The sequence below is a fragment of the Mycobacterium interjectum genome, assembly GCF_900078675.2.
Taxonomy (GTDB): domain Bacteria; phylum Actinomycetota; class Actinomycetes; order Mycobacteriales; family Mycobacteriaceae; genus Mycobacterium; species Mycobacterium interjectum.
The window spans coordinates 913555-934278 of sequence record NZ_LT546237.1 but is presented as its reverse complement, the minus strand read 5'-3'; the positions used below and the strand labels follow the sequence as shown (position 1 = coordinate 934278).

General features: G+C 70.3%; 18 protein-coding genes and 3 pseudogenes. 5 read left to right on the top strand and 16 right to left on the bottom strand.

Translation table 11 applies throughout. From position 1 onward, the window contains the following. Nucleotides 1-13: 13 nt before the first annotated feature. The 13 genes and pseudogenes from BN4348_RS38715 to tyrS form a co-directional block, all read right to left on the bottom strand. Nucleotides 14-555, bottom strand: a pseudogene (locus tag BN4348_RS38715) (tyrosine-type recombinase/integrase). Further along, complete coding sequence (locus BN4348_RS38710) at nt 552-1175, bottom strand: NUDIX domain-containing protein (RefSeq protein ID WP_066911513.1); 624 nt, start codon at nt 1173-1175, stop codon at nt 552-554. The pseudogene BN4348_RS38715 and the gene BN4348_RS38710 overlap by 4 nt, the downstream one beginning before the upstream one ends. Continuing rightward, nucleotides 1168-2922, bottom strand: a complete 1755-nt coding sequence (locus BN4348_RS38705; protein ID WP_066911447.1) for a CTP synthase — start codon at nt 2920-2922, stop codon at nt 1168-1170. The genes BN4348_RS38710 and BN4348_RS38705 overlap by 8 nt, the downstream gene beginning before the upstream one ends. A gap of 148 nt (nt 2923-3070) precedes the next feature. Continuing rightward, a pseudogene (locus tag BN4348_RS38700) lies at nt 3071-3739 on the bottom strand (copper transporter); the annotation flags it as partial. A gap of 19 nt (nt 3740-3758) precedes the next feature. Then, a complete protein-coding gene (gene steA / locus BN4348_RS38695; protein WP_066911510.1) occupies nt 3759-4940 on the bottom strand; it encodes a putative cytokinetic ring protein SteA in 1182 nt (393 codons plus the stop codon). A gap of 185 nt (nt 4941-5125) precedes the next feature. Next, the gene (recN, locus tag BN4348_RS38690; protein ID WP_066911441.1) at nt 5126-6889 is read right to left on the bottom strand and encodes a DNA repair protein RecN; all 1764 of its coding nucleotides are present in this window, start codon (nt 6887-6889) and stop codon (nt 5126-5128) included. 24 nt (nt 6890-6913) lie between these two features. Beyond that, nucleotides 6914-7834 (bottom strand): NAD kinase, encoded by a 921-nt coding sequence (locus BN4348_RS38685; RefSeq protein WP_066911438.1) that lies wholly within the window; start codon nt 7832-7834, stop codon nt 6914-6916. Continuing rightward, nucleotides 7831-8640, bottom strand: a complete 810-nt coding sequence (locus BN4348_RS38680) for a TlyA family RNA methyltransferase (protein ID WP_066911436.1) — start codon at nt 8638-8640, stop codon at nt 7831-7833. The genes BN4348_RS38685 and BN4348_RS38680 overlap by 4 nt, the downstream gene beginning before the upstream one ends. Before the next feature lie 8 nt (nt 8641-8648). Further along, a complete protein-coding gene (locus BN4348_RS38675) occupies nt 8649-8834 on the bottom strand; it encodes a hypothetical protein (RefSeq protein ID WP_066911434.1) in 186 nt (61 codons plus the stop codon). A 12-nt stretch (nt 8835-8846) separates the two neighbouring features. Continuing rightward, nucleotides 8847-9854: an HAD-IIA family hydrolase gene (locus tag BN4348_RS38670; RefSeq protein ID WP_066911431.1), complete on the bottom strand. Its 1008-nt coding sequence runs from the start codon at nt 9852-9854 to the stop codon at nt 8847-8849. A gap of 1 nt (nt 9855) precedes the next feature. Further along, nucleotides 9856-9986 (bottom strand): annotated as a pseudogene (locus tag BN4348_RS60760) (tetratricopeptide repeat protein); the annotation flags it as partial. A 222-nt stretch (nt 9987-10208) separates the two neighbouring features. Continuing rightward, on the bottom strand, nt 10209-10568 hold the full coding sequence (locus BN4348_RS38660) for a DUF732 domain-containing protein (protein WP_066911425.1): 360 nt from the start codon (nt 10566-10568) through the stop codon (nt 10209-10211). 50 nt (nt 10569-10618) lie between these two features. Then, nucleotides 10619-11896: a tyrosine--tRNA ligase gene (tyrS, locus tag BN4348_RS38655; RefSeq protein ID WP_066911422.1), complete on the bottom strand. Its 1278-nt coding sequence runs from the start codon at nt 11894-11896 to the stop codon at nt 10619-10621. 40 nt (nt 11897-11936) lie between these two features. Here tyrS and BN4348_RS38650 point away from each other — a divergent pair, with 40 nt between their 5' ends. Next, complete coding sequence (locus BN4348_RS38650; RefSeq protein WP_084454070.1) at nt 11937-12902, top strand: bile acid:sodium symporter family protein; 966 nt, start codon at nt 11937-11939, stop codon at nt 12900-12902. Between the two features lie 6 nt (nt 12903-12908). On the opposite strand, the gene BN4348_RS38645 is transcribed toward BN4348_RS38650, so the two are convergent. After that, the gene (locus BN4348_RS38645; protein ID WP_096866127.1) at nt 12909-13520 is read right to left on the bottom strand and encodes a DNA-3-methyladenine glycosylase; all 612 of its coding nucleotides are present in this window, start codon (nt 13518-13520) and stop codon (nt 12909-12911) included. 68 nt (nt 13521-13588) lie between these two features. Here BN4348_RS38645 and BN4348_RS38640 point away from each other — a divergent pair, with 68 nt between their 5' ends. From BN4348_RS38640 to BN4348_RS38615, 4 genes are all read left to right on the top strand, one after another. Beyond that, nucleotides 13589-14860 (top strand): ammonium transporter, encoded by a 1272-nt coding sequence (locus tag BN4348_RS38640; RefSeq protein ID WP_066911410.1) that lies wholly within the window; start codon nt 13589-13591, stop codon nt 14858-14860. A 103-nt stretch (nt 14861-14963) separates the two neighbouring features. After that, nucleotides 14964-15728, top strand: coding sequence for an ABC transporter ATP-binding protein (locus tag BN4348_RS38635; protein ID WP_066911408.1), 765 nt, complete (start codon nt 14964-14966; stop codon nt 15726-15728). Continuing rightward, complete coding sequence (locus BN4348_RS38630; RefSeq protein ID WP_211145699.1) at nt 15662-16480, top strand: ABC transporter permease; 819 nt, start codon at nt 15662-15664, stop codon at nt 16478-16480. Before BN4348_RS38635 ends, BN4348_RS38630 begins: the two co-directional genes overlap by 67 nt. A 433-nt stretch (nt 16481-16913) precedes the next feature. Further along, nucleotides 16914-17534 carry a TetR/AcrR family transcriptional regulator gene (locus BN4348_RS38615; RefSeq protein ID WP_066911405.1) on the top strand — a complete coding sequence of 207 codons (621 nt, stop codon included), beginning with the start codon at nt 16914-16916 and terminating at the stop codon, nt 17532-17534. Here BN4348_RS38615 and BN4348_RS38610 read toward each other — a convergent pair. Continuing rightward, nucleotides 17500-17715 (bottom strand): Trm112 family protein, encoded by a 216-nt coding sequence (locus BN4348_RS38610; RefSeq protein WP_066911402.1) that lies wholly within the window; start codon nt 17713-17715, stop codon nt 17500-17502. The genes BN4348_RS38615 and BN4348_RS38610 overlap by 35 nt on opposite strands. Beyond that, nucleotides 17715-20684 (bottom strand): acyl-CoA synthetase, encoded by a 2970-nt coding sequence (locus BN4348_RS38605; RefSeq protein ID WP_066911399.1) that lies wholly within the window; start codon nt 20682-20684, stop codon nt 17715-17717. The genes BN4348_RS38610 and BN4348_RS38605 overlap by 1 nt, the downstream gene beginning before the upstream one ends. Between the last annotated feature and the right edge of the window lie 40 nt (nt 20685-20724).

Genomic DNA, 20724 nt, shown 5'->3' with positions numbered 1-20724 from the left:
GTTCGGCGCGGGATTATTGCGCCCGCGGGTGGGCCCCGGCCCACACCTCGCGCAGCGCGTGCACGGTGACCAGCGTGTAGATCTGCGTGGTCGTCACCGAGGCGTGGCCGAGTAGCTCCTGCACGACGCGGACGTCCGCGCCGCCTTCGAGCAGGTGGGTCGCGAAGGAATGGCGCAGCATGTGCGGCGACACCCCCGAGGTGATGCCGGCGCGCTCGGCGGCGTCCTGCAGCACCTGCCATGCGCTCTGCCGCGACAGCCGGCCGCCGCGGGCGTTGAGGAAGATGGCNGCACCGCGATCAGCGCCCGCGCCGCCGACACCGCCGACAGCGCCGCGGCCCCGGTGTCGGGGTCGCCGCGGCGCAACGCCACCAGGAACTCGCTGACGTCGTCCTCGCCGACCTTGGCCAGGTCGTGAATGCCGCGGTCGGACAGGTGCTTGCTGTAGCGGAGCAGGTCGCGGCGATAGGAGCTCAGCGTGTTTTTCGCCACGCCCCGCTCGATCGTCAGGTGGTCGAGATAGCCCTGCAGTTGCGTGTCGAGAGCCGCCGTCATTGCGTGGCCTTACGCGCGGCGAACGCGGTCGGCTTGTCGGTCCACGGGCTGTCCACCGGGCGGGGCTGCGCGAGGCCGTGGGCCACGGCCTGCGCGGCAAGAACTCCGGCAACGGCGATGGCGTTGACGATTTCGCCGCTGAACACCATCCGGACGGCCTCGGCGAGCGGATACCACTTCAGCGTCATGTCGGCTTCCTCGTGGTGCCCTTCGGGCTGGGTGATCTCGGTGAGCCCGTTGGCCAGATAGACCCGCACCGATTCGTCGCTGAAGCCGGGCGTGGAATCGAGGTCGACGAGCACCCGCCAGGTGTCGGCCTTCAGCCCCGCCTCCTCCCGCAGCTCCCGGACTGCGGTCAGCTGGGCGGGCTCGCCGCCGACGTCGAGCAGCCCGGCGGGCAGCTCCCACAGCCGCCGGCCAAGCGGGTGCCGGTACTGATAGACCATCGCGATGTTGCCGTCGTCGTCCATCGCCACCACGGCGACCGCGCCGTAGTGCTCGACGACTTCACGTACCGCGGTGGTGTCGCCCGGCATCCGGACGTGATCACGCCGGAGCGCGAAAATCTTTCCCGTGTATAAGGTTTCGGACGATGCCGTCTCGAAGACGTGGTCAGCCACGGGCCGCGGGCTCGGGTAGCGGCCGCTGAACGCTGTCACGATGCTGGGTGCCGTTGGGCGAGTGCTGCTCGGGGATCTCCACCGGCAGCTGTTCGCCCGCCTGATAGTCGAGGGCCGCCTTGACGAACGCCACGAACAGGGGGTGCGGGCGGGTGGGCCGGCTCTTCAATTCGGGATGGGCCTGGGTGCCGACGACGAACGGGTGCACCTCGGTCGGGTATTCGACGAACTCCACCAGGTGCCCGTCGGGCGAGGTCCCCGAGAAACGCAGGCCGCTTTCGGCGATCTTGTCGCGGTAGGCGTTGTTGACCTCGTAGCGGTGCCGGTGCCGCTCGGACACCTCGGTGGCCCCGTACGCCTGGGCCACAATCGAATCCGGCTCCAGCACCGCCGGGTAGGCCCCCAGCCGCATGGTGCCGCCGAGGTCGGCCTCGCCGGCGACGATCTGCTCCTGATCGGCCATCGTCGAGATGACGGGATCCGGTGTGCCCGGCTCGAATTCGGCCGAGTTGGCCTCCGTCAGACCGGCCGAGCGCGCCGCCTCGATCACGATGCACTGCAGCCCCAGGCACAGCCCCAGCACCGGCAGCCCGCGTCCCCGGGCGTGCCGGATCGCGCCGATCTTGCCCTCGATGCCGCGGATGCCGAAGCCGCCGGGGATCAGCACGCCGTGCACGTCGCTCAGCGCGGCGGCGGCATCATGGGGATTCGCGCAGTCGTCGGAGGGCACCCACACCATCTCGACCTTGGCGTGGTGCTTGAATCCACCGGCGCGCAGCGCCTCGGTGACCGACAGGTAGGCATCGGAGAGCTCAACGTACTTGCCCACCAAAGCGATTCGCACCGTCTCGTGCGGCTCGTGCACCCGGCGCAGCAGGTCGTCCCATTCGGTCCAGTCGACGTCGCGGAATGGCAGGTTGAGCCGGCGCACCACGAACGCGTCGAGTTCCTCGCGGTGCAACACCTTCGGGATGTCGTAGATCGACTTCGCGTCGGGGGTGGAGATGACGCCGTCGATGTCGACGTCGCAGGACAGCGCGATCTTATTCTTCAGCGCCTCGGGGACGTCGCGGTCACAGCGCAGGATCAGCGCGTCCGGGGTGATACCGATGCTGCGCAGCGCGGCCACCGAGTGCTGGGTGGGCTTGGTCTTGAGCTCGCCCGAGGGGGCCAGGTAGGGCACCAGCGACACGTGCAGGAAGAAGACGTTTTCCCGGCCGAGATCGTGGCGCACCTGCCGCGCCGCCTCCAGAAAGGGCTGCGACTCGATATCGCCCACGGTGCCACCGATTTCGGTGATGACGACGTCCGGGCGATTGCCGTCGGCGTCCGGCTGGGCCATCGCCACGATGCGCCGCTTGATCTCGTCGGTGATGTGCGGAATCACCTGGACGGTGTCGCCGAGGTACTCGCCGCGCCGTTCCTTGGCGATGACGGTCGAATACACCTGACCGGTAGTGACATTCGCCGAGCCGGACAGGTCGCGATCCAGGAACCGCTCATAGTGGCCGACGTCGAGGTCGGTCTCGGCGCCGTCCTCGGTGACGAAGACCTCGCCGTGCTGGAACGGGTTCATCGTGCCCGGGTCGACGTTGAGGTACGGGTCGAGCTTCTGCATCGTGACGCGCAGCCCACGCGCCGTCAGTAGCTGCCCCAGGCTGCTGGCGGTCAGCCCTTTACCCAGCGAGGAAGCGACCCCACCGCTGACGAAGAGGTGCTTGGTGGTTGTTTGCGGGTGCTTCCGCACAGGCGACCTCCGTGAAGACGGGCAGGGCTTCGATTTTTCTAGCGATTAACTAGATGGGCCTGCCGACCCACGGAAACCCACCCTAACATCCACGACGCTGTGTCGCGGGGAACACGCCCGCTACTGCGGCACGGTGATTGAGGTGNTGATTGCCGGCGTCCTGCGGCAGGCCGCCGCCGGTGACGACCAGCGCGGCGTTGGCCGCCCCCAGCCGGTCGGCGGGCTGGTAGGTGATGAAGCCGGTGTCGCGCAGCGAGGCCAGCACGGTGTCGCGCTGGGTGTCGTCGACGGGCGGCACGCTCGGATTGGTGTTGACCAGCAGCGCGATGCCCAGCAGGTCGCCGGCCTGCGAACCCTGGTCGACGAGCTTGGTGCTCAACTGCTGACCGGCGGGCAGGATCGACGAGTTCACCACCGTGCGAAGCTTCTCCGCGGAGTTGGCGTCGACGAACTCCTGCGTCAGCGACACCGTTCCGGTGACCGTCCCGCCGGCCTGACCGATGAATTTCGAGACCGCGGCGACGTCGTCGTCCTTGGCGTCTGGGGTGCGGAAGACCACCACCGATTTTCCGCCCAGGGCGTCGTGCACGATCCGGCCGGCCAGCTGGTTATCGAAATTGTTTGCCGCGGCCAGCTTTTCGTTCATCACGTTCTTCTGGTCGTTGAGCCCGCTGATTTGTGTGTACAGGTCGCGCTTCTCGTCACGCAGGCTGGACAGCAGGGTGTCCGACAAGAAGCCGGAACCCAGCACGACTCCCACGGCCAGCGCCAGGAAGACGGCGGCCAGCGACAACGCATGTTGGCGTAACGAGATCATTTAACGCACCGTCCTCGAACTAGGTGATCAAGTGCTGCACCCAGAGGGAGAAGTGGTTCCAGTACGGGGTGACCCAGTGCAGCACTGCGCCCTCGGTGCGGGACACCCACAGCGCCACGATGACCGCGATGAGCATCGTCAGCGCCAGCAGCGCGATGGCGCCCGCCGAAATGTGATTGCGGTACAAGGTGGCAACCGCCTTGGCGTCCACCACCTTCTCCCCCACCCGAAGCCTGGTCAGGAACGTCGAGGGGTTGCTCTGGGTGCGGTTGCGGTCGAAGAACGTCTCGATGTTGGCGGTGTGGCCGGCCGTCACGAGCAGCGCGGCCCCGTGGTGGTCGGCCAGCAGCAGGGCCAGGTCGACCGCCGAGCCCGCGGCCGGGAACGTCATCGCGCCCACGCCGAGATCCTGGATCCGCTCCAACCCGGCCGCGTGGCCGTCGGCGTCGGCGGGCAGGACGACTTGCGCACCGCACTTGAGGGCGTCGGTGCTGATTTTGTCGGGGTCGCCGACGATGATCTGGGGGCGATAACCGGCCTTGCGCAACACGTCCGCGCCGGTGTCCACACCGATGAGCACCGGCTGGTACTCCTTGATGAACGGCTTGAGCGCGCGCAGCTCGTCCTCGGCGCCGGGCTCGTCGGCCACGATCACCACGTGCCGGCGGCGCAGGTCGACGTCGATGTCGGGGATGCCGATGCCGTCGATCAGCAACGGGCTTTCGCTCTTGATGAACTCGATCGTGTTGCCGGCGAACGCCTCCAGGTGGGCGGCCAGGCCGCTCTTGGCCTCGCGCATCAGGTCGGCGATGTCGTGGTCGGTGCGTTCGGTGCCGCGGACCAGCCGGCGGTCGCCGGAGTACACGCCGCCCTCGTAGAGGCGAATCTTGGCGCCGTCCTTGACCTTCTTGAAGACCTCGGGCCCGGTCTCGTCGATGAGCGTCACGCCGTTGTTGACCAGGACCTCCGGGCCGAGGTTCGGGTAGCGGCCCGAGACCGACGGTGAGGCGTTGACGACCGCGGCGATGTCCGCCTCCACCAGCGCGTCCGCGGTGATGCGGTCCAGGTCCAGGATGTCGAGCACCACGATGTCGCCGGGGCACACCCTGCGCAGCAGGCGGTCGATGTTCCGGTCGACCCGAGCGGTGCCGGTGAGGCCCGGCCGGGACGTGTTACGCGAGAGCAGACCTGACATCTTCATGGGGGCGATTCTGTCGGTGAAGCCCGGGTCGGGCGAGTAGGCGCGCCGTAACATTAGCCCCAGAAGTTATCTAGAGTCACATCAGTAACAAGGCCATCACGGCTTGGTCGCGGCGAGGGTGCGCAGAAGTACGGGCTGCGCGGCGTGTCGGCGTACAGACGCGCACGCTCGCGGCAGGGGGCGGGTCAGTCCCTGTCGTTCTGCGCGGTTTCCAACAGTTCGCGGGCGTGCGCCCGGCCGCTGTCCGAGTCGCCGAGCCCGGCCAGCATCCGGGCCAGCTCGGCGACCCGGTCGTCGTCGGTGACCCGCCGCACCACGCTGGTGCCCCTGGGTCCGGCGCTGTGCACCACCAGGTGCACGTCGGCGTACGCGGCGACCTGCGGCAGGTGCGTGACGACGATGACCTGATGGGTGCGGGCCAGCCGCGCCAGCCGCCGCCCGATCTGTACGGCCGCCCGGCCGCCGACGCCGGCGTCGACCTCGTCGAACACCATCGTGGTGCCGGCCGCCTCTTTACGGGAAGTCGCCAGCGCGACTTCTAATGCCAGCATCACGCGGGACAGCTCCCCACCGGAGGCGCTTTTCGCCAGCGGCAGCACCGTGATGCCGCGGTGGGCGGCAAAGCCGAACTCGACCTGGTCGATGCCGTCGCCTCCGGCGCGCACAAGCTCGCCGGAGGGTAGCGCGAGCGCGGCGGGATCGTCCGGTCCGGCCGGCACGGTTTCCAAAGCCACCTCGATCGTGAGCTCCGCGTCGGTCATCGCCAGCCCGGACAGTTCCGCGGTCACCTCTTTGGCCAGCCGCTTGGCGGCCTTGCGCCGCAGCTTGCTGAGATCGACTGCCCCCTCGGACAGTTCGCGGGCCAGCTCGTCGACCCGGCGTTCCAGCGCGGCCAGCCCCTCTTCGGAGACGTCGAGCTGGGCCAGCCGTTCGCGTGACTCCCGCGCCCACCGCAGCACCCCGTCGATGTCGGCGGCGTACTTGCGGGTCAGCGTGCGCAGCTCCGCCTGCCGGGCCAGCTTGGACTCCAGCGCGCTGGCGTCCACCGGCAGATCGTCCAGGAACCCGGCCAGCTCGTGCGCGACGTCGGCGACCACGGCGAGCGCCTCGCCGATCTGGCCGGCCAACGCGCGCAGCGTCGCGTCGTCGGTGGATTCGATTGCGGTCCTTGCCTTTCCGAGGGCATCGGTGGCGCTCTGGCCGAGACCGTCGGCGTCGTCGGCCGACAACGCGGCGCGCGCGGCGGCGGCGGCCTCGCGCAGCGTGTCGAGTTCGGAGAGGCGCAGGATGTCGGCGACCAGCGCGTCGTCTTCGCCGGGTTGCGGGTCGACGGTGTCGATCTCGTGCAAAGCGAACTTCAGCCGGTCGGCCTCCTGGGCGAGCTCGCGGGCCCGGACGCGGCGGTCGATCAGGTCGCGCCGGGCCGTCAGCCAGGCGTCGCGCAGCTTGCGGTAGCGCTCCAGCGCCGGACCGGCGCCGGCGAAGCGGTCGAGCGCGCCGCGCTGCTCCTCGGGCCGCATCAGCCGCAGCTGGTCGTTTTGGCCGTGCAGGGTCAACAGCTCGGTGGTGAAGTCGCCCAGGGACTTGGCGGGCACGCTGCGGCCGCCGAGATACGCCCGCGACGGGCCGTCGCGGCTGACCGAGCGCAGCGCGATCACGCTGCCGTCCTCGTCGCGCTCCCCGCCCAGGTCTTCGAGCATCGCATCCAGCTGAGTCGCCGTCTCATCGTCGAGATCGCTTGTGGCGAAACGGCCCTCGACGACGGCGCGGTCGGCCCCGGATCGGACGCGGGTGGGGTCGGCGCGGGCGCCGCCGAGCAGGTGCAGACCGGTCACCACCATCGTCTTGCCGGCGCCGGTCTCGCCGGTCAGCACGGTCAGGCCGCGGCCGAACTCCCCGACCGCGGCGCTGATGGCACCCAGCGACTCGATCCTGATTTCCGTCAGCATTCAGTGAGCACCTGACGAGCGTCCTTACTTTCCGCGCCAACCGGTCACCGGCAGGCGGAACTTGCGGACCAAGCGATCGGTGAACGGCGCGCTGTCCAGCCGCGCCCATTTGACCGGTGTGTCGCAGCGGGTCACCTCGATCCGGCAGCCGGCCGGGATCCGCATTTCGCGGCGGCCGTCGCAGAACACCAGGGCGTCGTGCCCGCCCGCCTCGGTCTCGATCGCGATGGCGGCCTCGGGGCTGGTGACCATGGGCCGGCCGAACAGCGCGTGAGCGTTGTTGGGTACCACCAGGATTGCCTCGAGGTCGGGCCACAGCACCGGCCCGCCGGCGGAGAACGCGTAGGCGGTGGACCCGGTCGGCGTCGACACCAACACGCCGTCGCAGCCGAAGGCGGACACCGGGCGCCCGTCCACCTCGACGACCACCCCGAGCACACCCAACCGCGGGCCCTTTTCCAGGCTGACTTCGTTGAGCGCCCAGCCGTGTTCGACGTGACCCTTGTGTAGCACCGCGACGTCGAGCGTCAGGCGGTCCTCCACCCGATAGTCGCGGGCCACCACGTGCTCCAGCACGCGGTCGATGGCCTCGGCCTCCGCCTCGGCCAGGAATCCGATCCGGCCCAGGTTCACGCCCAGCACGGGAATGCCGGCGTTGCGGGCCAATTCGGCGGCGCGCAGGAACGTGCCGTCGCCGCCGAGCACCAACACCAGTTCGCAGCCCTCGGCCGCCGACGGGTCGGCGTCGACCACCTCGATCTCGATGCCCATGGCCCGCATGTCGTCGGGGGCCAGGTGCAGCGGCCCCCGGTCGACCGCCTCGGCGGACAGCACGCGGAGCGCAATTCCGTTGTCGCCCAGCACTTTTTGCACGCGCCGCGCCGTTTCGGTCGCTTCGTCGCGGCCGGTGTGCACCACCAGCAGCACGGTTCGGTGATCGGTCATTGCGGGCCCTCTGCCACGGCCCGCGTCACCGCGTCCACCAGCCCATCAGCAGTCAGCCCCCGATCGGTCTCGGCGCGCAACCACAGGAAGTATTCGACATTGCCCGATGGACCCGGCAGCGGGCTGGCGATGACGTCGACGGTCTGCCAGCCCAATTCCCCGCCGCGGCGCGCGACGGTCAGCACCGCGTCGGCCCGCAAGCCGGGGTCGCGAACGACCCCGCCGGCGCCGACCTGGCCCCTGCCCACCTCAAACTGCGGTTTCACCATGGGAACGATATCCGCGCCCGGCCGGGCGCATCCAATCAACGCGGGCAACACGCTCGCCAGCGAGATGAAAGACAGGTCGGCCACCACCAGGTCGACCGGCCCGCCGATCCCCTCCGGGGTCAGGTCGCGGGCATTGGTCCGCTCGACGACGGTCACCCGGGTATCGCAGCGCAGCGACCAGGCCAGCTGGCCGTAGCCCACGTCGGCGGCCACCACTTCGGCCGCGCCGCGGTCCAGCAGCACCTCGGTGAACCCGCCCGTCGAGGCGCCGGCGTCCAGGCAGCGGCGGCCCGCGACCGCAATGCCGAAGCCGTCCAGGGCGCCGATCAGCTTGTGCGCGCCGCGCGACACCCAGGCGCGTTCGCCGTCGTCGGCGACGGTCAGCGCGGCGGTGACGTCGACGGCGGTGCCCGGCTTGCGGGCCGGCAGGCCATCGATGCTCACCCTGCCGGCGCCGATCAACTCCGCGGCCTGCTGACGGGACCTCGCGAGCCCGCGGCGGACGAGCTCGGCGTCGACGCGGGCACGCCGCGCCACCGTCGCACTCAGCCCTTCTCCGCCGACTCCAGGGCCGCCAGCAGCACGTCGTGCGCCTCGGAGAGGCGGCGCGCGATCTCTTCGAGCTCGGCGAGAGACGGCTCGTGGTCGGGGTTTTCCGGATCCCCGACCTCGGACAGCTGGGCAACCAGGGCGTCAATTTCAGCGCGAAGCTGATCGGGATCGATAGTCATCGCGTACCTACGTTAGTCGCCGTGCACCAAAGACCAGCGCTGCAGCGCGTCGCGCGCCCGGTCGTCGGCGGCCTCGATGCGCGACGGCTGCGGATCCCCGGCGTCCCAGACCGCGCTGGCGACAGCGCGGACGACCGACAGCCCGTCCCCGTCGTCGGCGCCATCGGCACTGACCCTCACGGCCTTGTCGGTGACGTCGATGTGCCAGCCGGGCTGGGGCCGCACCGCGAGCACCTCGCCGTCGGAGTGCAGCGAGCGCAGGTCGTGGCCGATGTAGGTGGGCCGGCGGGCGGCGTCGGCGTAGACGGCTTCGCGCGCGGTGCTGACGCCGGTGAGCACCATCAGGCTGGGCAGCCGCGCGGCGTTGGCGCCCTCGATGTCGGTGTCCAGCCGGTCGCCGATGACCAGCGGCGCGCGAAACTGGCCCCGGGCCACCGCGTCCTGCAGCAGTCGCGGCGCCGGCTTGCCCGCAACCCGCGGTTCGGCGCCGGTGGCCGCCCGCAGCGCGGCCACGAACGATCCGTTCCCGGGCAGCAGGCCACGCTCGGTGGGCAGCGTGGGGTCGACGTTGGCCGCCACCCACAGCGCGCCGGCGCGGATGGCCAGGGCGGCCTCGGCGAGGTCCGACCAGCCGATGGTCGTGGACAGGCCCTGCACGACGGCCACGGGGTCGTCGTCGTAGCGGCGCACCGGGCGCAGCCCCACGGCGGCGATCTCGTCGGCCAGCGCGTCGGTGCCCACGATCAGCACGCGGGAGTCCGCCGGTAGCTGATCGGCGAGCAGCTTGGCCGCGCTTTGCGCGCTGGTGACGACGTCCGAGCCGGTGGCGGTGAAGCCGAGCTCGCGCAGGTGCAGCGCCACCTCGTCGGCGCTGCGCGAGGCGTTGTTGGTCACATAGAGCTTGCGGCTGTCCACCTCGTCCAGCGACTGCACCGCGCCATGGGTCGGCTCGGCGCCGCGGAAGACGGTCCCATCGAGGTCGACTAACAGGCAATCGTATTGCCGGGCGAGGCTTTTCATATCAAGCCAGCTCGCTGACCCGCTCTTCGGCGTCGGTGACGCCTTCGACGTCGGCGGCCGCCGAGCGCAGGAACCATTGCAGCGCTTCGTCGTTGCGGCCGAGCGCCAGCAGCGTGTCGGCGTAGGCATAGANGCCCGGGCCCGACCAGGAGCCGGCCGCCGAGCGCGGTCGCCGCTTTCCGTCGCGCCCCTGCCTGTCGTCGACCACCCTGCAAAGGATACGGACGCCCTCGCGGCTGGGCCGTTGCGCGTGCGGTGACGGCTTGGAGTGTGCCTCCAGGGCGGGAAAACCGGCCGAATCCCGCCCTGAGTACCCAGCGAATGTCGTCAGCTCACACGAGGAAGCGAGACCGCTCAGGCCGGACCCCGGTCGGTCAGCAGGGGCGCCAGCACCGCCGGGCAGTAGGTCGCGATCGCAACGACGGTGAACACGCCGGCCGCATCCTGGGACATGCCGTAACCGTCGGCCACCGCGGCGATCACCGAGTCGAACGATCCGCCGGGCTGCACGAGCATCGGGCACACCGACTGGCCCAGCGCCATCGCGGAGTCCGGCTGCGACACCGGGACGCCGGCGTTGGTGAGGGCCCGCAGGAACGCGTTGCCCCGCAGGTCCGCGTGGACGGGTGCCGCCAGCACCGCGGTCAAACCGGCCACGCCCGCGCCCACCCCGACGACCCGCAGCACCCGCCTCGCGCTAGTCACCGTGACCACAGTGGTCGTCGGCGGTCACGTCCGGAGCACGGCGCGATAAAGGTTTGGGACTACCCGCTTACCCGTTCGATCCCGGCGATGTTGCGTTTGCCGCGCCGCAGCACCAGCCACCGGCCGTGCAGGAAGTCCGAGGTCTGCGGCGCCCAGTCCTCGCTGTCGATGCGCACGTTGTTCACCGAAACGCCGCCCTCGCCGATGGTGCGCCGCGCGGCGCCCTTGCTGGCCGACAGCCCGCTGGCCACCAGCAGGTCGACGATCCCGTCGGGACTGCCGGCTTTGAGTTCGGCGACCGACGCCTCGCGGAGCGCGGCGGCCAACGTCGCCTCGTCGAGTCGGTCGAGTTCGCCCTGCCCGAACAGCGCCCGGCTGGCGTGCTCGACCGACTCGGTCGCCGCCTCGCCGTGCACCAGCACGGTCAGCTCGCGGGCCAGCCGACGTTGGGCGGCGCGTTGCTGCGGGCGCTCGGCCGTGGCCTGTTCCAGTTCGGCCAGCTCCTCGGCCGACAGGAAGGTGAACCACCGCAGGTACCGGATCACGTCGGCGTCGGCGGTGTTGACGAAGTACTGGTACCAGGCGTACGGGCTGGTCATCTGGGGGTCCAGCCACAGGCTGCCGCCGCCGGTGGACTTGCCGAACTTGGTGCCGTCGGCGGCGGTCACCAGCGGGACCGTCAGCGCGTGGACCGACGCGCCGTGCTTCTGGCGCACCAGCCGCACCCCGGCGATGATGTTGCCCCACTGGTCGGAGCCGCCGATCTGCAGGACGCAGCCGTAGCGCGCATGCAATTCGACGTAGTCGTTGGCCTGCAGCAGCATGTAGCTGAACTCCGTGTAGGAGATGCCCTCGCCCTCCAGGCGGCGCCGCACCGTGTCGCGGTCCAGCATCACGTTGACCGAGAAGTGCTTGCCGATGTCGCGCAGGAATTCCACGGCCGACAGCGGTGCGGTCCAGTCCAGGTTGTTGACGACGACGGCGCCGGTCGGCGAGGTGTCGAAGTCGACGAAGCGTTCCAGCTGCCCGCGGATGCGCTCGGTCCACGCGGCGACGGTGTCGGCCTCGTTGAGGGTGCGCTCGCCGACGTCGCGCGGGTCGCCGATCATGCCGGTGGCGCCGCCGGCCAGCACGATCGGGCGGTGCCCCGCGCGCTGGAACCGGCGCAACGCCAGCAGCGGCACCAGGTGCCCGGCATGCAGACTCGGCGCGGTGGGGTCGAAGCCGGCGTAGACCGTCATCGGCGCGCGCGCGGCTTCGGCGGCCAGCGCGTCGAGGTCGGTGGACTGCGCGATCAGCCCGCGCCAGCCCAGCTCGTCGAGGATCCCGGAAGACATCGCGCACGACTTTAGTCGCTCGGGCGGCCTCGATTCGCTCATGCGCGGCTATATAAGGCAAGCTAACTACGCGGCGCATCGTCGCGCCATCGCCTTCCCCGTACGCGCACCAACACCGCGGAGCGTCATGGACAACCGATACTGGCCGTTGGTCGTCGCGATCGTCATGCTCGCCCTCGGGCTGACCCTCACCGTCGCCGACTTCAAACGGGCCGCCACGATGCGCAAGCCCCTCGTCGTCGCGCTCGCCTGTCAGTCGCTGCTGCTGCCGACCCTGTGCCTGGTGATCGCCGAGGCCTTCCATCTGGAACCGCACCTGGCGGTCGGGCTCATGCTGATGTCCGCGACGCCCGGCGGGACGATGTCGAACATCCTCAGCCACCTGTTCAACGGCGACCTGGCACTCAACCTCACGCTGACCGCGATCAACGCGGTCCTGTCGATCGTTGCCCTGCCCGCGATTCTGGCGGTGTCGATGACCTGGTTCCTCGGCGAGGGGCGGTTTCTCCCGCTGCAGCTGGACAAGTTCCTCGCGGTGATCGGCCTGGTGCTGGTTCCCATCGCGATCGGGGTCGCCATCCGCCACCGCTTCCCCGAGCTGGCCCGGCGAATGCAGAAGCCGGTCCGCATCGCGGCGCTCACGCTGCTGGTGCTCGCCATCGTTGCGGCCATCGCCGGCGGACGAACGACGCTGTGGCACAACATCGGCCTGCTGAGCGGAGCCGTCGTGGCCTTCTGCGCCGTGAGCCTGACCGTCGGCTACCTGGCGCCGCGCCTGATGCGTCTGGCGCCGCGACAGGCCGTCGCGGTCAGCCTGGAGGTCGGGATGCACAACGCCGTGGTGGCGATGGGCATCGCGTTGAGCCCGCAGTTGCTGAACAGCGCCGTCATGGCCACCCCGGCGGCGGTGTACAGCGCCATCGCGCCGCTGCTGGCCGTGACGTTCATTCTTCTCGCTCGCCGAGTCGACCCGGCCTTTCGCTCCGTCGCCCCCGTCGCCGTCTAGTCCCGTCTAATCGCTGGTCCCGGGAGCCGGGGCCCGGGGACTGCGGCGGTACGCCGAGACCTCCGGCCGGCCCCCGAGCCACAGGCGCCACGGCCGGTCGGCGGCCTGGCTGACCCCGACACGGGGGCCGGACACGGCGGTCAGCGGGTCATGCAGTTCCAGAGTCACCGGGCTTAGGGCGTCGAACAGGTCGATTCCGTTGTCGTCCATGGTGATGCCCAGGGCCGAGCACAGATTGCCCGGGCCGCGCGCCAGCGCCGCGGTGCGGACCAGCTCGCCGCGGCGGGCGCGCGCGACGTCGGTGCCGTCCTGAATGGCCGCGGCCCGCAGCAGCACGGCGGCGGGGGTGCCGTCGGGCCCGCAGGAGACGTTGGCGCAGACGTGGATCCCGTGGCTGCGGTAGGTGTAGAGGCGCCCGGGCGGGCCGAACATCACGGCGTTGCGCCCGGACAGGCCGCGGTACGAGTGGGCCGCGGCGTCGGGCCAGGGACCGTCGGGCACCCCGCCGTAGGCCTCGACCTCGACGACGACGGCGCGCACGCCCCGTCCGCTCAGGGTGGCGCCGAGCAGCCGATGGGCGGCCGCGACGGGGTCCACCACCAGCCGGTCCGCAACCACCCAACGAACGTACCGGCACCGTCGCCATGGCATTATCTCCGGTTGCCGCGTGGCGAAGGAGCCCCACTATGCATGCGATCGACCCCGCCGCCACAGCGTGGCTGCTGGCCAGCACCGCACTCGTCCTGCTGATGACCCCGGGCCTGGCCATCTTCTACGGGGGCATGGTCCGCACCACCGGGGTGCTCAACATGATCATGATGAGCTTCATCTCCATCCCGCTGGTCACGGTGGCGTGGCTGCTGGTCGGCTACACGATCGCGTTCTCCGAAGACGGGGCGGGCGGGTTCGTCGGCAACCTCAAACACGTCGGGATGCTCGGCATCAGCCCCGACACCGTCCACGGGACGGTTCCCGAACTGCTGTATGCGACGTTCCAGTTGGCCTTCGCGATCGTCACGGCCGCGCTGGTCAGCGGCGCGATCGCCGACCGCGCCAAGTTCGCGGCCTGGATGGCGTTCGTCGCGGTGTGGGCGATCGTCGTGTATTCGGTTGTCGCGCACTGGGTGTGGGGGCCCGGCGGCTGGCTGGGCAAGCTGGGCGTGCTGGACTACGCGGGCGGCCTCGTCGTCGAGATCGTCTCCGGCTCCTCGGCGTTGGCCCTGGCACTGGTGCTCGGGCCGCGCATCGGCTTCAAGAAGGACGCCATGCGGCCGCACAATCTGCCCTTCGTGTTGCTCGGGGTGGGGCTGCTGTGGTTCGGCTGGTTCGGGTTCAACGCCGGCTCGGCGCTGGCCGCCAGCGGGACCGCCGCGGCCATCTTCCTCAACACCCTCGTCGCCGGCTGCCTCGGCATGCTCGGCTGGCTCGCGGTCGAACAGGTCCGCGACGGCAGGCCCACGACGTTCGGCGCGGCATCCGGTGTGGTCGCCGGCCTGGTCGCCATCACCCCGTCCTGCGGGACGGTCAACACGCTCGGCGCGGCGGTCGTGGGGCTTGCGGCCGGTATCGTGTGCTCGTTCGCGGTGGGCGCGAAATTCCGCTTCAACTATGACGATTCGCTCGACGTGGTGGGCGTGCACTTCGTCGGCGGTGTGGTCGGCGTGTCGCTGATCGGGCTGCTTGCCACCGCGGTCATGACGGCGGGCCCGCGCGGCCTGTTCTACGGGGGCGGCTTCGGCCAGCTGGGCAAGCAGGCCCTCGCGATCGTCGTGGTGGCGCTCTACGCGTTCGCCGTGTCGTTCGCGCTCGCGAAGCTGATCGACGCGACCGTGGGCTTCCGGCTCAGCGCCGAAGACGAGACCACCGGTGTCGACCTCACCCAGCACGCCGAAACCGCCTACGCCGAGGGCGTGCACGGGCATCTGCCGCAGCGTCGCCCGGGTTCGCCTGCCGCATAGCCGCGAGAGTGCGTCTGGCGACGGGTTTCGCGAGTGCGCCCGTCGGTAGCTGCACTCTCGGCAACCCTTGACAACCCCCCGTCGCAGGACGATTATTCATCGCATGATGAGTTCATCGAGTGATGAATTATTGGCGAGGGGCCATCGACCCGCGGTCGGCATCGAGCATCTGCGCGTGGTCCGCGGCAAACGGCCTGCGTTGCATGACTTTTCGGTGCAGATCGCCCAGGGCACCATCACGGGCCTGCTCGGTCCGTCCGGCTGCGGCAAGACCACGCTGATGCGCAGCATCGTGGGCACCCAGATCGTCAAGTCGGGCACCGTCACGGTGCTGGGCCGGCCCGCCGGAAGCCCGGCGCTGCGGCGCCGCGTCGGATACATGCCGCAGGATCCGACGATCTACAACGACCTGCGCATCGTCGACAACGTCCGCTACTTCGCCTCGCTCTACGGCTATGACAACCGCGCCGCCGACGCCGCCATCGACCGGGTCGGCCTCACCGACCATCGGACAGCCTTCTGCGGCAACCTGTCCGGCGGCCAACGCACGCGGGCGTCGCTGGCGTGCGCGCTGGTCTGCCAACCGGAGCTGCTCGTGCTCGACGAGCCCACCGTCGGCCTGGACCCGGTGCTGCGGGTCGATCTGTGGGAGCAGTTCACGGAGCTCGCCCGTGCGGGCGCCACGCTGCTGGTCTCCAGCCACGTGATGGACGAGGCCGAGCACTGCGACGACCTGCTGCTGATGCGCGAAGGCCACCTGGTGGCCCACACCACCCCGACCCGACTACGAGAGGACACCGGATGCACGTCACTGGAGGACGCGTTTCTGTCCATCATCAAGCGCAGCACGAAGCAAAAGGCGGGCTAGGGCTCAAGGCGTACGCGGCGACGACGACGCGGATCCTGCGCCAGGTGGCAGCCGATCACCGCAGCGTCGCGCTGATCCTGCTGGTGCCGATCCTGGTCATCACGCTGATGTACTTCATGTTCGAAAACGCCCCGCACCGCCCGGGCACCCCGTCGCCGTTCAACAACGCCTGTCTGATCTTGCTGGGCCTGTTCCCGCTCTTCGTGATGTTCATCATCACGTCGATCACGATGCAGCGCGAGCGGGCCTCCGGGACGCTGGAGCGCATCCTGGCCACGCCCCTGCGCCGGCTCGACATGCTGATGGCCTACGGCACCGCCTTCTCGATCGCCGCTGCGGTGCAAGCGATTCTGGCGTGCATCGTGTCGTTTTGGTTCCTCGGCTTCGACACCGCCGGCAGCCCGGTGTGGGTGTTCGTGATCGCGATCGTCAACGCCGTGCTGGGGGTCGGGCTCGGCCTGCTGTGTAGCGCGTTCGCGCGCACCGAGTTTCAGGCGGTGCAGTTCATCCCGCTGGTGATGGTCCCTCAGCTGCTGCTTGCCGGCATCATCGTGCCCCGTGCGTTGATGGCGCATTGGCTGCAGTGGGTCAGCAATGTGCTGCCGGCCAGCTACGCGCTGGAGGCCCTGCAGCAGGTGGGCGCGCACTCGCAGCTGACCTCAATCGCGGTGCGCGACATCATCGTCGTGCTCGGTTTCGCGATCGCCGCGCTGTGCCTGGCGGCGGCGACGTTGCGGCGGCGGACGCCGTAGTGGCGATCGCAAGCGCGGCGAGGCCGGGCGCCGCGGGTCGCCACGCAGGAGCCGTGGCGATCGCAAGCGCGGCGAGGCCGGGCGCCGCGGGTCGCCACGCAGGAGCCGTGGCGATCGCAAGCGCGGCGAGGCCGGGCGCCGCGGGTCGCCACGCAGGAGCCGTGGCGATCGCAAGCGCGGCGAGGCCGGGCGCCGCGGGTCGCCACGCAGGAGCCGTGGCGATCGCAAGCGCGGCGAGGCCGGGCGCCGCGGGTCGCCACGCAGGAGCCGTGGCGATCGCAAGCGCGGCGAGGCCGGGCGCCGCGGGTCGCCACGCAGGAGCCGTGGCGATCGCAAGCGCGGCGAGGCCGGGCGCCGCGGGTCGCCACGCAGGAGCCGTGGCGATCGCAAGCGCGGCGAGGCCGGGCGCCGCGGGTCGCCACGGAGGGTCGTAGTGGCGGAGACCAAGAACCGGCGGCGGCCCGGGCGTCCGGCCGGGGCGTCCGACACCCGCGACCGCATCCTGACCAGCGCCCGAGAACTGTTTGCCAGCAAGGGGATTCGCAACACCTCGGTACGCGCGGTCGCCGCGGGCGCGGGCGTCGACTCGGCGTTGGTGCATCACTACTTCGGCACCAAGGAAAAGCTGTTCGCCGCGGCCGTGCACATCCCGATCGACCCGATGGACATCATTGGCCCGCTGCGCGAGGTGCCGATCGAGGAGATCGGCTTCCGGTTGCCGTCAATGCTCTTGCCGCTGTGGGATTCCGAGCTGGGCACGGGATTCATCGCGGTGCTGCGGTCGGTCCTGGCCGGCTCGGAGATCAACCTGTTCCGCACGTTCATCGAGGACGTGATCACGGTGGAGGTGGGCCCGCGCGTCGACGATCCGCCGGGCAGCGGCGCCATCCGCGTCCAATTCGTCGCCTCACAGTTGGTGGGCGTGGTGATGGCGCGCTACATCCTGCAATTGCAGCCGTTCGCGTCGCTGCCGGCCGATCAGATCGCGCGGACCATCGCGCCTAACCTGCAGCGCTACCTCACCGGGGAGCTGCCGGACGGGCTCGTTCCATGAGCCGGGCGTGCTCGTCGTCGTCGACGTCGCGGGCCTCGTCGATCAGCAGCACCGGGATGCCGTCCTCGATGCGGTAGGCGCGCCGCAGCCGCGGGTTGTAGAGCAGCTCGTCGTCGATCAACAGCAACGGGCCACGGTCGGCCGGGCACACCAGGATGGCGAGCAGGGAGTCGTCGACCATCACTGGGCGCCGCTCAGCTCGGACCGAACCCCCGGTGTGAGTCGGCGGAACTCGTTGCTGCCGGCGTCGAGGTACCACGCCTGGCGTCCCGGCTTGGGGATCCCGGCCGCCCGCAGGGCGCTGACGGTGGGCCGGTAGGTCGCGCTCAGCGTCATCTCCGGGCACACGTGCACGATGTCGGGCCCCAGCCCGCCGGGTATCTTCGCGACGGCCTCGGTCAGATCGGCCGCGGTGATGGTGGCCCCCGGCAGCAGCGTCACCGCCGACACCGCCGCCTGCTGGTCACCCACCGGCACGTTGTAGGTCACCGCAAGGTCGATGCCGTTGATGCAGCCCAGCGCGTCGGTGACCGCCTCGGCATAGACCAGCCCGCGCGCGGTGTGCACCACCGAGCCGCGCCGGCCCATCAACCAGTAGTCGCCGTCGTCGTCGCGGCGGAACAGGTACTCGGTGGAGATCCAGGTGTCGCCGGCGGCGAACACGCCGCGCTTGACCGACGCGCTCGGGTCGATCGGCCCGTTGGACTGCGCCAGCAGCACGCCGACCTGGTTGGGCGCGGCGATCTGGACGAAGCCGCGGTCGTCCTCGAGGATCAGGTCGCGCTCGGCGTCGTACGCGCCGAGCTCGATGCGCCCGGCACCCGGCAACGGCCGGCCCTTGCTGCCGATCTTGGCGCCGGACACGTTGGCCAGCACCGCCTGCCCGTCGGTGGTGGCGAAGAACTCCACGACGCGGGCCGGGGCGAACGCGTCGACGACGCGCGCCCACAGCCCGGTCGGCATGCCGGAACCGATGAACAGCCGCACCGGGTGGTTGCCGTGCAGCACGAACGCGGGGTCGTCGACGACCTCGCGCAGCATGGCCCAGGTGTAGGACACCACCGTCACGCCGTACTGCCGCACCTCCTGGACGAACCGGTCGGGCTGCAGGCCGCGCGAGAGCGCGATGCGGGTGCCGCCGACGACCGCGCCGCCCAGGCTGACCAGCAGCGCCGACTCATGGTGCAGCGGCGTCAGGCAGTACACCGTGTCGCGGCGGTCGAGGGCGGCGGTGGAGGCGGTCCCGAAGGCCGACACCGCCCAGCGGTAGTTGGTGATCTGCTTGGCGACCAGCTCGCCGCCGGCGGCGTTGAACGCGATGAACGCCAGGTCGCGGGCCAGTCCCGGGTTGGGCCGGTACCACGCGGGCAGCTGCACCGCGTCCGGGTCGATCTGCTCCATGTCGATGACGTCGGAGTCGTGCGGCAGGTGCAGGTCCCGCGCCTCGCCGCCGCCCAGCACCAGGATCTGCCCCGGCAGGTCGCGCGCCGCGTCGAGGTTGGTCGGGTCGGTGAGGATCTCCGTCACGCCCCCGAGGCGGACCGACGCGACCAGGTCGGCGTCGGGGCGCATCACCACGGCGATGGCACCCAGCCGGGACAGGGCCGCGATGGCGACCAGCGCGCTGGGCCGCGTCTCCATCAGGACGCCGACGCGGTCGCCTTGGCGCACCCCGACCTCGATCAGGCCGCGGACGACGTTGTTGACGCGGCGGTTGACGGCCTCGTAGGTGTGCACGCGGCCGTCGAACAACAGGAACTCGCCCTGCGGGGCGTCGCGCGCCTGCTCGTCGATGATGCGGCCCAACGAGATGCGGGTGTGGTCGTTGATCTGTCCCAGCCGGACCAGCCGCGGCAGCGTGCGCACCGTCTCCACGGCCAGGGTGCGCATCGACTTGTTGGCCGCGACCATCGCGTTGGCCGTGCCGCGCACCGCCCCCATCGCCGCCTCGGACACCTCCCCGAGACCGTGCACGATCCGCGAGCTGAACGCCACACCGCTGTCGGTGTGCTCGATCGGCTGGTCGGCCATCAGGTCGATGCCGTTGGGCTTGTCGCCGCCGGTGGACAGCCATTGCACCCACTCGGCGACGGTGGGCCAGCTTTCCCGAGCCGCCTTGGATCCCACGACCAGGCCGAAATGCCCTGTGCGGACAAGTGATTCGTAGACCTCGGTGTTCGGCGCGGCCCGCCGGATGCCGCGCACCGAGGCGGGCTGCCCGATGTCGTCCACCTCGCCGACGAACGCCAGCACCGGGCAGGTGATGTCGGTGAGCGTGACCATCTGACCGTTGATGGCGAAACCGCCGGTCATCATGCGGTTGTGGGCGATGAACTGCTTGAGCAGCTCGGAGATCGCCGGACCCGACCACGCGATCCAGCCCTCGCGCTCGAGGAACCTGCGCTGTTGTTCGCGCGGCAGCAGCGCCTCGCGGTCGTGCAGCTGGCGCACGAAGTCCACCCGGGCCTTGGCCGTCTTGAGCGGATCGAGCATCTGAAAACCGGCGCGCGCCAACCAGCCCGGGATGTCCAGCCGGCTGAAGACGTGATCGGCCATGAAGTTTGCCGCCGGCGCGGCGAAGTTCGCCGGAATGCCCATGGGCAACGCGGCCAGGGTGTCCACCGGCGAGCCGAACGCCACGATGCTGGCGATGTTCTTCGAACGCCGGTATGCGGCGGCCTGGTAACAGAACATCCCGCCCTGCGAATAGCCGACCAGGTGCACGTCGGTGCCGGTGACGTCCTTGACCGTGTCGATCGCCTGGCTGAGCGCGACGATATGGTCGGCCAGGTTGCGGCGCATGCCGCCCTCGATCTTGTCCGGCGAGCCGAAGTCGATGACCCACGGATCGATCCCGCCGGCGTGCAGAATCCCCACCGCCCCGTCGTCGCGGGTGACGTCCCACATGTCGGCCGACATCATCATCGGGTGCACCATCAGCACCGGCGGGCCCACCGGCCTACGCCCGGGCCGGCTGTCCGGCGGGAAATACCGGCGCAGCTTGTACATCGGGACGCTCTCGACGATCTGGGACGGAGACGGGACGCTGCCGGTTTCCAAACCCCCCAGTCGCAAGACCTCGAGCCCGTTCTGTGCCGTCGCGACCAGGCGCTCGACCGGCCGCGTGACCATCGAAAAATTGAGATCCACCGCTGCTCCCTGACTCTTGACAGCTCCGACATCATGGCAC